Source organism: Parabacteroides sp. 20_3, from assembly GCF_964238835.1.
In the GTDB taxonomy this organism is placed as follows: Bacteria; Bacteroidota; Bacteroidia; order Bacteroidales; family Tannerellaceae; genus Parabacteroides; species Parabacteroides distasonis.
This window is the reverse complement of record NZ_CAXSNO010000008.1, coordinates 325,494-337,772: the sequence shown is the minus strand read 5'-3', so window position 1 is coordinate 337,772 and position 12,279 is coordinate 325,494. Positions and strand designations below refer to the sequence as shown.

8 protein-coding genes are annotated in these 12,279 nt (G+C 45.1%); 3 read left to right on the top strand and 5 right to left on the bottom strand.

Going from position 1 to position 12,279, the window contains the following annotated elements:
- Positions 1-62 precede the first annotated feature (62 nt).
- Positions 63-668: a hypothetical protein gene (locus ACESPU_RS17260; protein ID WP_373133562.1), complete on the bottom strand. Its 606-nt coding sequence runs from the start codon at positions 666-668 to the stop codon at positions 63-65.
- Positions 669-1,489: 821 nt separating this feature from the next.
- On the opposite strand from ACESPU_RS17260, the gene ACESPU_RS17255 reads away from it, so the two are divergent.
- Both ACESPU_RS17255 and ACESPU_RS17250 read left to right on the top strand, forming a co-directional pair.
- Positions 1,490-4,189 (top strand): prolyl oligopeptidase family serine peptidase, encoded by a 2,700-nt coding sequence (locus ACESPU_RS17255; RefSeq protein ID WP_373133561.1) that lies wholly within the window; start codon positions 1,490-1,492, stop codon positions 4,187-4,189.
- A gap of 315 nt (positions 4,190-4,504) precedes the next feature.
- Entirely contained in the window at positions 4,505-4,837 is a 333-nt protein-coding gene (locus tag ACESPU_RS17250; RefSeq protein ID WP_008777861.1) for a type II toxin-antitoxin system PemK/MazF family toxin, read from the top strand.
- Here ACESPU_RS17250 and ACESPU_RS17245 read toward each other — a convergent pair.
- Positions 4,834-5,811, bottom strand: coding sequence for an ATP-binding protein (locus tag ACESPU_RS17245; RefSeq protein ID WP_005867510.1), 978 nt, complete (start codon positions 5,809-5,811; stop codon positions 4,834-4,836). The genes ACESPU_RS17250 and ACESPU_RS17245 overlap by 4 nt on opposite strands.
- Before the next feature lie 18 nt (positions 5,812-5,829).
- Positions 5,830-6,405: a response regulator gene (locus ACESPU_RS17240; protein WP_005867508.1), complete on the bottom strand. Its 576-nt coding sequence runs from the start codon at positions 6,403-6,405 to the stop codon at positions 5,830-5,832.
- A gap of 158 nt (positions 6,406-6,563) precedes the next feature.
- On the opposite strand from ACESPU_RS17240, the gene ACESPU_RS17235 reads away from it, so the two are divergent.
- The gene (locus ACESPU_RS17235; RefSeq protein WP_373133560.1) at positions 6,564-8,927 is read left to right on the top strand and encodes an ABC transporter permease; all 2,364 of its coding nucleotides are present in this window, start codon (positions 6,564-6,566) and stop codon (positions 8,925-8,927) included.
- Positions 8,928-8,949: 22 nt separating this feature from the next.
- Here the strand turns inward: ACESPU_RS17235 and ACESPU_RS17230 are convergent, their stop codons facing one another.
- Together ACESPU_RS17230 and ACESPU_RS17225 are read right to left on the bottom strand one after the other, a co-directional pair.
- On the bottom strand, positions 8,950-9,648 hold the full coding sequence (locus ACESPU_RS17230; protein ID WP_303391528.1) for a hypothetical protein: 699 nt from the start codon (positions 9,646-9,648) through the stop codon (positions 8,950-8,952).
- Positions 9,649-9,685: 37 nt separating this feature from the next.
- On the bottom strand, positions 9,686-12,268 hold the full coding sequence (locus ACESPU_RS17225) for a M14 family metallopeptidase (protein WP_121961544.1): 2,583 nt from the start codon (positions 12,266-12,268) through the stop codon (positions 9,686-9,688).
- Positions 12,269-12,279: the final 11 nt, after the last annotated feature.

Below are 12,279 nucleotides of genomic sequence, written 5' to 3'. Positions count from 1 at the left end.
ATATAGTTATATTGCTGTGTTTTTCTGCATTTTTCTTTTTACCCACATTTTCCCCACTTTAATTATTTCAAATGCGGAGCCGCAATCGTCGTAGATACTGTTGACACATTACTACCCCAATTCAAGCCGTTGAGAGGAGTAGAAGATGAATAAATATACAAATTGTTATTCGTGCCAGAATATGCACCTCCCGTAAGAGCAGAAACAGAAGATCCATCAAATACGAAATCCTTATTCGTATTCTTATCCTCTACTTTCGTGTTTTTCTCTATAGCCGTAAAGCCGACATTAACCCTTAAAAGCTTTCCTGTCTCAACATTCGTAAAATTGTAAGAGAAGAAGCCTTTCGGAGATTCAGTTATGCCAACAGTCCAAACATACTGTTTAACATCATCATTATCAGCAAGAGGCGTAGATAATCCTATCGTAGACTCTGTAATGGTGCTACCCGATAGCTCATGACCATAAGCCTCATTATTCGTCTGATCATTAACAAATACATACTGGTGTCCAGCCTTCAATTCCGTAGCAGGCGTTGCGGTAAACGTCCCCTGTCCATTCACAAAGCCAGCCAATTGCTGAATAGAACTTTGCGCCCAAGCACTACCGCACAACGAACCCGCCATCAGCAGACCCGCCGTAAACAATGTAGAAATCTTTCTGTTCATAAATCGAAAATTTAAATATTAATAATAGTGTTAATTGAATATCTATCAAATCCTTAATCATCCTTCGTCTATACCGAAACGACTAGTTTAAACGATCGTTTAGATATTGCGTTTTTAAAGGAGGAAAAAGAGAGGTTCGTCTGCCGAATCGGTTGTTTCGTAAAGGATAGGCTATTCTATTGATAAGAAAGCCGATAAGGGGCAAAAAAAATAGCAAGGAAGGGTTGCAAGTGTCAAAGAAACGCGTACCTTTGCAAAAGACTAATCTAAACGATCGTTTTCACCGTTCATTTTCATGTATATAATATAATGTACGTGCGTACATTGAATAAAGGCTTACTAAAAATCTTCCTACAATAAATAACATATTCAATATAAACTGCCCTGTTTTGGGTCTCCCAAGTGAATAACTAACGGCTTGTCGAGTGAATAACTTACGGCTATACCTAGTGAATAACTTACGGCTTGGGAAGTGAATAACTAACCACTTACAAACCTTTTTTCCTACCGTTGACCAAAGGAATTTCCTATCACCACAATGCCCATTATAAGGTCTTTACAATAGGCATTGTAACACCTTTATAATGCCCATTGTAAGCCGCTTATAACTGCGATCATTAGAACGCTCAAAAAGGACACTGATAATCAATACATTAAAAACGCCATTACCTTGTCCAGAAAACACGTACGACTTTTACAAAAAACACGTACATGTTTTCTCGGAAACACGTACGTGTTTTTCCAGAAGCAAAATCCAGTCAAAAGCAATAAAGATTCTGATAAAGCCATTATCTTTGCTTCAAAATCAATATACAACCACGATGAGACACTTAAAGTACTTGGCTTTTGTAGCATGTCTGGGAAGTCTTTCCCCGGCCTTCGCACAAAACGCCTCTAAAAGCTTGACAATCGATGACCTAGTCACTTGGCAACGAATCACAGACCGGGAAATCTCGGACAATGGAAGATGGGTAGCCTGCAAGATGGAACCTTGGGAAGGTGACGCTACCGTTTATTTGTATGCGGCCCAAGGGCAAGAGACCGCCACTTTTTCTCCGGCCGATAAGTTCGCGTTCTCCGCTTCCTCGGGTTATCTGGTTGTCACGCAAACACCCGGAAAGTCTACGGTAGATTCCCTGAAAGTATTGAAGACGAAAGAGGACAAGATGCCGATGAACACCTTGGTAATCTATTCCGTCGCCGGTAAAAAGGAGACGATAGACTCCCTCAAAACCTTCAAATTAGCGGACAAGGCGGATTGGATCGCTTATCAAAGAGGCCGGAAGGACTCCACTTTGTACGTCCGTTCGCTGGATGGAAGCAAGACCTTCCAGTTCCCGACCGTAACGGATTTCCAATTCGCCAAGAAAAGCGGTATGCTATATTACACGAGCGCGGCGGAAGGAGAAGCAGGTATATTCACCTTGAATCCAGAGAAAGGAAGTCCGGCGCTCATCAAAGAGGGAAAAGGCGTATTCAAACAAACCACGTTCGACGAGAAAGGGGAACGGCTAGCTTTCTTATATTGCGCCGACAAAGATTCTTCTTACAAAGCGTTAAGTTTATGGCTATCCGAACATAACGCTCCCGCAAAAGAAATCGCCACCCGTGGAAACAAGGCTTTCCCCGCTGAATGGGTAATCAATGAGAACGGGATGCTTCAATTCTCGAAGTCCGCTTCCCGCCTATTCTTCGGTACCTCACCGGAGCCGAGGCAAAAAGACACGACCCAACTAGCCGAGAATCGTCCGAACGTACAGGTTTGGAGTTGGGATGAGCCCGTACAATATACCGTACAGAATTATAACAAGGAAAAAGGCTTAAAGAAAAGCTATCAAGCGGTTTATAATCTGGGCAACGGCTCTATCTTCCAATTGGCGAATGAGGAATTACCGAATATCCAATTGGGTAATGAGGGTGACGCACCCTTGGCGCTCCTTTCCACTTCCCGTCCCTATTCTTTGTCTTCCATGTGGGAGGCCCGCACACGCAGCGACTATTATACCGTATCGTTGGATAACGGGGAGCGCAAGCAAATCGCCCAAGCGGATTATGGCCGTTTCCGCCTCTCCCCACAAGGTAAATATGCATATTGGTATGGCGAGACGGATAGCTGCTGGTACACGATCGCCTTGGCGGAAGGTAAGCGATATCGCCTAACCACTCCGGAAAGCTTCCCGGCTTGGGACGAGGAGAACGACGTTCCCGATTATCCTTATGCGCATGGAGCCGCCGGCTGGACCGCGAATGATCAAAATCTCTTGATCTATGATCGTTACGACATCTGGAAATTCGATCCGACCGCGGCCACCCCACCGATCAACCTGACCGTGAACGGAAGGAAGGAGAAACTTTCCTACCGCTTGGAACAACTGGATAAAGAGGCTCGCTTTATCGACCTCGGCAAACTGCAATTATTAAAAGGATTCAACGAGGCCACAAAAGGATACGGATTCTACAACGCACGCCTCTCCGCTCCTGCCGCCCCGAAGACTTTGCTGGCGGGTAATTATATGCTGCGATCTATCAACAAGGCGAAGAATACGGATGACGTGATCTATACGATGGAAACCTTCCAGCAATACCCGGATATCCACTATTCGACCTTGGCGTTCAAGAAATCCGTGCAATTGACGCATGGAGACAAACAGCAGGAAGGTTTTATCTGGGGTACCGCCGAGTTGGTATCATGGATTTCCTTGGACGGCCGTCCACTGGAAGGTGTCGTTTATAAGCCGGCGAATTTTGATCCGAACAAGAAGTACCCGATGATGGTAAACTTCTACGAGCGGAATTCGGAGACTTTATATAATTACCGTATGCCGGAACCGCATCGTTCTACGATCGATTATCACTTATACAATAGCAACGAATATGTCATCTTCAACCCGGACATTCGCTATGTAGATGGTTATCCGGGAGAAAGCTGCTATAACTGCTTGATGCCGGGTATCACCATGATGATCGCCAAAGGATATATCGACGAAAAAGGGATCGGTGCGCAAGGACATAGCTGGGGAGGTTACCAAGTAGCTTATTTAGCGACTCGCACGAATTTATTCTCCGCTATCGAGTCTGGGGCGCCTGTCGTAAATATGTTTAGCGCTTATGGCGGTATCCGTTGGGGTTCCGGCATGGCCCGCTCTTTCCAATACGAGCATACACAAAGCCGTTTAGGAGCTACGCCATGGAGTTCTCCGCTTCGTTATCTGGAAAACTCGCCGTTGTTCACGATGGATAAGGTGCAGACCCCAATATTGATCATGCACAACGATGCCGATGGTCATGTGCCTTGGTACCAAGGTATCGAGTATTTCGTTGCCATGAAACGGTTAGGTAAACCTTGCTGGTTACTAAATTATACAGGCGAACCGCATTGGCCGATGCATATGGCAAACCGCATCGATTTCCAACGCCGCATGTTCCAATTCTTCAACCATTACCTAAAAAAGGAGAAGATGCCTAAATGGATGTCCGAAGGCGTACCTGCCGTAGAACAACCATTTGAGTTGGGGTATTGATCAGACAATCTTATAAGAGATTATGGCCAAAGCTATAGTCATACCATAAGCTTTGGCCATAATCTCTTTTTCCATTTAAACAGGAGATCTTTTGAAATAAATACGTATATTTGCCAATAACATAAAAACAAAAGATATGAGAACGACAAAAACCAGACCAACTAGAAATGTTTCGTCGCCCAAGATGGCTAAACACAACATTTCCAACCAAAGGAAAAGCGATAGCCAACCTTTCAGTTCTATGAATGAGAAAGATTTATTTCTAGCCCATTCCAGACAATCCATGGCTGCATATATATCCAAATATCTCATCGAATGAAAATACATCAACGAGATGTTGTAGAAGTCAATTATCTATTTCCTAATGGAATAACCAAACCTCACATGGCTATTGTCATCTCAAACGATGATTTGCAAGCAGCTGAAGATTTCTTTTACCTAGCTATGATATCTTCCAAAAACTATAATCCACAATATACATTTCCTTTAGAAGACTCTATGCTAACAAAAAACTTAACAAAGAAAAGCTTCGTTATTTGCCAATTAATAGGAGGTTACACAAAACGAGACGTTGTGAGAATATGCAGCCATGTAAAAGCCGAGCCTTTCAACTTGATTGTTGAAAAAATCAAGAAAGTCATATTCTAGAACGTCATACGAAACTCGGTACGGACACCAGGCAAGGAATCAACGGTTAAATCGCCGCCATGCAATCGCATTATGCGGTGGGAGATACTGAGACCGATGCCGCTACCACCGGACTTCGTAGAGAAAAAAGGCGTAAAAATAGCAGACAATAGTTCCGGAGAAATGCCGGGGCCATTGTCTGTTATAGTTATATATACCCTACCATCAGCCTCCAAGGCTTCTACGGAGACGATGGCATCCGCTTGCCCCTCTATCGCCTGTAATGCGTTACGGATCAAGTTAATCAGAGCCAGCACAATCAAGTTTTGGTCCGCATGTACCGTTAAAGCTTCCGCAGAGGAGAAACGAATACGGTCGCTACCCGCCTCGGCACACAACAACCGTTCCATCTTCCGAAATAAAGAGGTTATAGGCACCTCGGTTCTTTCCGGCTCCGGAAGATGCGTCAGACGATGGTAGGAATCCAAGAAAGCGGATAGATTTTTCGCTTGCCCATGAATAACCTCCAAACCTTCCCGTAATTGCTCCGGAGTATATGTATCGGAATATTTCAACAGATCAGCAGATAAGGAACGGATTGGCGTAATCGAATTACGAATCTCATGCGTCAGTACCCGCAAGATGCTCTCGTAATACAAGCGCTTCTCTTCCATCTCATTCTGGTTTTGACTGAATAGGAGGATAATCCGATTCATTTCCGCATATAAGTCCTTTACAAAGGGATCATTCGTTTTATCCGGGTATCGCAAAGTTGTATTCCCATTACGAACCGACTCGAAGAAAATAGCGATCTTACGATTTGTACCGTTTATCCACTGGATTAGCAACAGAGTTATCAACAGGATAACACACAGACATACAAAGGATAAAAAATAAGAAATACCGGTTATCAACAATACAGATCCAAGTAACGCAAAAAGTACGATTAAGGAAACGCTCCCTATAATCTTCAGGTATAAATTCCGGTTAACCATGGTTACTCTCCTTATAATCTACAACCCGTATTTCCGCATCTTATTATAAAGGGTCTGGCGGCTAATATCCAATTGTTGAGCCACAAGCGTCAGGTTCCCTTTCTTTTCTTTCAATACCTCGGCGATAAACTGCCGCTCCATATCCTCCAACGTACAAGGATGGGAGACTAGAGATTCTGCCACAGAGGAAATCTCTCTCTCATCTGATTCCGCACGACGTTCCAAGACGTGGGTAAGTGCTTGAATCAAATTCTCGTTATCCCAAGGTTTCACGATAAAGTCCGTGGCTCCCTTTTTAAGGGAAGATACAGCCAACTCGATATCCCCAAAAGCGGTTATCAAGATAACGGCCGGAGGATTCTTAAGCTCCAAGATACGATCCAACCAGAAAAGTCCTTCCCCTCCGCCTTGCTTTCCAGTGCCGAAGTTCATATCCAGTAAAACCAAATCCACATCTCCATTCCGCAAAAGGGCAGGCAATAATACGGGAGATGATACGGTAACGATCGTCTTAAACTCATGGGACAAGACCGTCCGCAGACTTCTCAATATCGCCTCATTGTCATCTACGACTATAATCTTCGCGTCACGCATTAAGCCTCCTCTTTTTTTCGTACGCAAAGATACGATCTTTTCCCGGGTCTCAGTGTCCAATATTTAGACAAATCCAGTTCTTTACGATCGTTTCCTCCGATTTTATTTGCCATATTCCACGCAACCGGATAGCTTTGAACCAACAAACAGATAAAACCATGGAATCCATATCTCTAAAACTTATATTCCGTAGCTGGTGGCGAAACAAGACGTTCGCCGTCATTTCCTTATTGAGCCTGGCGGCAGGCATCACTTGTACCAACCTACTGATCTCATACGTCATTTATGAATCTAGGATAGAAGCCCATAATCCCAATAAGTCGCATATCATCTATATGGCACAAGACTCTCCCTTGACCTCCGGAGAGAAAGTATCTTTTATTAAAGGGCCGATCCCTGTGCAGCTAAAAGACCAATACCCGGAAGTTGAGGATTATTTACGACTGAACATAGAGAATGCCGCCTCCATCACGATAGGAGAAAAGCGCTTCGACCCAATCTCGATCGTCAGAGCTGATCCCTCCTTTCCTCGCTTTTTCCCTTACAAGGTAATGGCAGGAGATATAAACAAGGCATTAACCCAACCAAACGCAATTGCGTTGACCGAATACCAAGCGAAGATATTCTTCGGGAACGAGGATCCTATCGGTAAAACCTTCTTGGCAAAGTACGCTTATGAGAACGAGACGATTACCTACGAGGTCGCCGCCGTTATCAAAGAGTACCCTCAATCATTCTTGAAGTTCAACGCATTGGCAGGCACTACCTCCCAATTCAATGGCGGCCCTACCTTATTACTGGTAAACGATCTCTTCAACATCGATACGTTCACTCAAAAACTAAAGGATGATAAGGTACCTACTTTCAACGGAACCGGACAGTATTATTTCTATACCCTCCAAGAGAGTTATTTCCAAGAGCAAACCTATACACAAGAATACATCCCCTATATCCACCGAAACCAGAAAGACTTACTGTACGTTGGTTTGTTCTCGGCCATCCTAATCCTCGTGATCGCCTGTTTCAATTATGCCAACCTAAGTTTCTCCCGCATTTTGCAACAGGTAAAGATGATCTACACCCAGAAAGTGATGGGAGCATCGGCTGGGCAAATCCATCGCCAGCTATTCTTGGATACTTTCCTTACCGTGCTGATCGCTTTCTTTTTATCCTTATTACTTACACTGGATTTCCTGCCGGCTTTCAACCGGATCGTTTCCGGACGTATCTCCTTGGGATTTTTCTTCAGTGGACAGGTCTTACCTGTGATCGTGGCACTCATCCTAGCTCTATCCATTATCCCCTCATTATATATGAGCCATAAGATCAACTCCCTTTCCCATTCCGAGTATAAATCATTCACCACCGGTACCCGGAAGCGGACAATCATAGGCGGGCTCTCCATCTTACAATTCGCCATCTCAATAGCTCTGGTATTCGCCACGCTGATCGTACGGCAGCAACTAACGCTCACTCAGACAAGCGGTGAACGTTACCGAGATCTCATCGAAATAGCCGACTGGAGTGGGAACCATATACAGACCTTCTCTGAAGAGATCCGGCGTTATCCTTCCATAGAAGAGATGTGCCTTTCGAAAAGCGGGATCATACAGTTCAACTTGCGGACAATGGTCTTGAAAGACGAAAACGGAAACGAACTAAATTATACGCTAGGCCAATACGAAGGTGATAGTACTTTCCTAAAGGTTATGAAGATAAACATTCTTCAAGGACTCTCAGAGCGAGAGGCTCTAAAACAATACAGCACACCCGTCTATATTAACGAACAATACGCACGTTTGCTCGTGCCCAAAGGCGAGAATCCCGTGGGTAAGCCTGTCCGCCTTTACGACACTGAATTCGGGAAGATGGAAAAGGAGGGAGAACCGATAGCGATTATAGCAGGGATCGTGGAGAATCTATATACAGGAACCTTACGACAAGAGGTTTACCCTAGCTTGACCTACCTAACGCATACTCCCCCCTATAACCTCGTCCAAGTCCGACTGAAAAAGGAGCACAGAGCCGAGGCTCTAGCTTTACTGCAACAAACATGGGAAAAGATCAACCCCAACGTACCTTTCGAATATCAAGATATATACGAGGAATTTATGTTATCTAACCGAAAAACGATCGAACTGGCACATTTGCTCATCATGTACTCGATCATCAGCCTCCTGCTAACCGCCTTCGGATTATTCGGCATGGCTCTCTATGCCATCCAGCAGCGTACGAAAGAAATCGGTATCCGTAAGGTAAACGGGGCTACGGCCGGGGAGATCTTGTATCTATTAAATCGTCGGTTTATCGGCTGGGTAGGGATCGCTTTCGCAATTGCCGTTCCTATCACGTGGTATTCGCTGAGTTGTTGGCTGGAGAATTTCGTATATCGGGTAAACATATCCATAGGAACATGCCTGCTATCCGGCGGTATCGTATTGATGGTTACGCTACTGACCGTAAGCAGGCATAGTTATAAGGCGGCATCCCGCAATCCGGTAAATGCCTTACAGAGCGAATAGCGAAAAGGAATATTTTGGATACTCACCTCAGTGTCTTCTCATCAAGGAATGCATCACAATCATCATACAAATTGAAAACCAATTCCTCGGGAATTACCGACCTTGATCGCCACGTTTCGATGGAGGAATAAAAACGTTCGAATAACTCCTCCTCCAATCGCTCGGTTTGCTGCATATACCCATTGCCGCTTAGATTGAAAAGTAATTCCCAATGGAAATAACTTTCCGTATTCGTCCCCCGATGATAACTGTAAATCTTATCTCGAAGCATGTTCGACGCGTCACATAACGGAGCATGTTTATTTTGATCGACAGTTAACGCCTTGGGCAACTTCTTATCGGCGCCTTTCAACCAAACCGGAACCGCAGGAGTAACCGGTGGGTAACCGATAACCGTCCACATCGTAGTGAACGAAGCATCCTCGTCCGGCCGTACACCTTGAATAGCCACAGCGCAAGAGGTACTTCTACGAGCGATAAAATCCTGCTCCGCAAACCAACCGGAAGTCTCTGGCTTATTATGTTTTCCATCTTTCAAGTCGATACCCATCAAAGGATTATGGAACGAGCGAGATAAATGGGACCGCACACAATTCTTCAAGTTTTCCGCATCGCGATTTTTCCACATAATCGGACGTCCGTCAGGTGTTACCTTGCCAGAAATGATAGCCGACGTGCAAGCATTGGCAAATTCCATGGCTCCTGATAAAACAAGAGCCATGAGACACAATATATTTCGTTGCGTACTCATCCGACAACTACATACATTTGTTATAAAACAACGCATTCATGAACAACTTACTAGTTCCAAAGAAGTAAGAACGGAAATTCATATCATCAGCAAAAACAATCACCTTACCGCTTCTATAAGGTTTCACCATTATAGCAGGCTCCTCTCTCAATAGGTTCGCATTATCCGCCGACAAGAATCCCGACAACAAGGGCTTCTTGGTATAATATAAAGGCGAAACATATGGATCCCTATCTTTCTGGAAAATGATATCATTCGTTTTTATAACAGCGATCTCATCTTGATCAAGTCCCCAAGCTAGCGGATGCGTCTTATCCAAATGACAGTTCAGAATTACCCCTTTGATCAACTTTCCGGCTTTTGCTTCCGCCTTATCCGCAAAAGAACGATAAACCGATAAGCTGTCCGCCTTTTCAAGCAATGTTTCCTTTGTCTTTAAAGAGATAAGCCCTTGTTTGCTAGCCCATGCGCTAGCCTTTCCGGTAGCGATCAACACTCCTCCGGCAGCAACCCACTCCTTCAAGGCAGTCTCGGTACCCTTAGTTAGATTTGGAACACCATTAGCCAAAATGATAACATTGTAAGCCTTCAAGTCCTTGCCTGTCAAAGACGGGTTCTCTATCAATACCGGACGCATCTGAAAACGCTTATCCAACAAGAACCAAATCTCACCCGATTCCGGGATACTTACGCCACGTCCTACCAACATAGCCACTTTCGGCTGCTCCAATGGTTTAAAAGCCGGGCTGCCAAAATCCACATCAGCCATCAATCCCGTGTTGGCCGAATAGATATCCACTCCCGTATTTTTCGCCAACTCATCCAATGTCGCATAGAGCACATCCGAAGGAAGCGGCTGATTATGCGTCAATACCTGGTAGGTACCATAGCCCATCGTCCATTCTCCCTCTTCGTTCTTAAATTGGAACGGACGGTTGGTCGCACTGACCCGAATCCCCTTACGCTGCAACTCATAGACTACCTTAGGCGCATAAAACTCCCGGTTCTCAAACACATACCCCACCCGGCTTTCCCCGCCGATGAGCCGTCCTTGCGGAAAATCATTTCGCTCAATCCGATCACCCATCAATCCGGCGACACTCTTCACCGGAGCACACTCCAAGTTAAACGCATGCGGGAACGTCCATGTAGAGATATCATAGAAAGTACTATCCGTATATTCTAAACAATCCTCCATAAGCACCTTAACCATCGTACTGTATTTTTGCGCCACCGGAATGACATAGGCTGAACCTTTTTGGAACTCCTTGTTACCTGCGACTTGATAGTCCTTCGCCAACTGATAGACCTCGATATGATGACGGGCCATATTCTCCAAGAAATGAAAAGCGACAGACTTAGATCCGCGTGTATCGAACACATAGCCCTGTACCGCCTCCTTCCGCGCCTCAGAAGCCGTACGTTCATAATATTCCTTCTGATAAGTCAGCAAACGGGTACGCATCGCCTTGGCCGCTTCCAGCGTAGCGCAAGAGGCTAGGGCCTGATTCCGGATTGTCCAGCCAAAGGTCCATTCCCCGCTCGGGGTATTACGCAAATGTCCGCGCGTGGAACCTTGCTCATATAGCAGGCAAACGGATCCATGCGCATCTCCATAAGCAGCCCCTTTTCCGTAATAGAAGTCATCATAACCCTCCTTCGAATAATAAGTCGTCCCAATCCGATCGAGTGCCTTTGCCGTATAAGAAGAAATCTCGGCTGTCAAGTCTTGATTAAGCTGGGGAGTAAACGGATGGGTACGCTTAGGATGTCCCGGACTGAAATAATAAGGACGTAACGCCCCTTGCTCATGTTGATCCACGACCACATTGGGCAACCATTCAAAATATCCATTTAAGCCATTGATCCCCTCGGGATGTTGTGCCATAAGCAGGTCGCGATTGCAATCGATCCAATAATGGTTCGTACGACTGGAAGGCCAAGGCTCGGTAAACTCACGTGATTTTATATCGCTAACATTCGTGAAACTTCTAGAGGAATTCACCCACGACGCAAACCGATTGATTCCATCCGGATTGGCTCCGGGAGTCATCACGACAATCTCTTGGTCTAGTAATTCCTCGATCTCAGGCCCTTGTGCCGCCGCCAAATGATAGGCAACAGCCAACGAAGCGTTCACACCCGATGCCTCATTTCCATGAATGCTATAAATCAAGCTTACGATCACAGGCATGTCGTCTATCACTACGCTTCTCGATTTCGCCACGTCGCTCAACTTTAAGTGCTCCTCCTTCAGTCGATCTATATTCTTTTGGTTCTCGGCCGAAGTAAACACGACCTCTATAAAAGGACGGTGCTGATAGGTACGCCCCGTCTCCCTAATCGTGACACGGTCGCTGCATCGCGCCAATGTTCTCATATATTCCACTACTTGATCCCATCCGGCATGTTGTTCTCCAAGCTGGAATCCCAAGATTTTTTCCGGGGTAGGAACCTGAGGGTCATAAACCTGAGAACCTTCCGGTAAGAAATACGTCAAATCATAAGGATACTCATCCGCTTGTGGTTGAGCAAAAACACCTGTCGCCAAGAAGATTGGCAACAGGCACATTAAAAAAAATCTTCTCATAACTATTTATT

Bases quoted from the DNA above. Each gene is read 5' to 3' on its own strand.
- ACESPU_RS17230 (WP_303391528.1), bottom strand. From the start codon at position 9,648: ATGGCTCTTGTTTTATCAGGAGCCATGGAATTTGCCAATGCTTGCACG.
- ACESPU_RS17225 (WP_121961544.1), bottom strand. From the start codon at position 12,268: ATGAGAAGATTTTTTTTAATGTGCCTGTTGCCAATCTTCTTGGCGACA.
- ACESPU_RS17245 (WP_005867510.1), bottom strand. From the start codon at position 5,811: ATGGTTAACCGGAATTTATACCTGAAGATTATAGGGAGCGTTTCCTTA.
- ACESPU_RS17260 (WP_373133562.1), bottom strand. From the start codon at position 668: ATGAACAGAAAGATTTCTACATTGTTTACGGCGGGTCTGCTGATGGCG.
- ACESPU_RS17250 (WP_008777861.1), top strand. From the start codon at position 4,505: ATGAAAATACATCAACGAGATGTTGTAGAAGTCAATTATCTATTTCCT.
- ACESPU_RS17255 (WP_373133561.1), top strand. From the start codon at position 1,490: ATGAGACACTTAAAGTACTTGGCTTTTGTAGCATGTCTGGGAAGTCTT.
- ACESPU_RS17235 (WP_373133560.1), top strand. From the start codon at position 6,564: ATGGAATCCATATCTCTAAAACTTATATTCCGTAGCTGGTGGCGAAAC.
- ACESPU_RS17240 (WP_005867508.1), bottom strand. From the start codon at position 6,405: ATGCGTGACGCGAAGATTATAGTCGTAGATGACAATGAGGCGATATTG.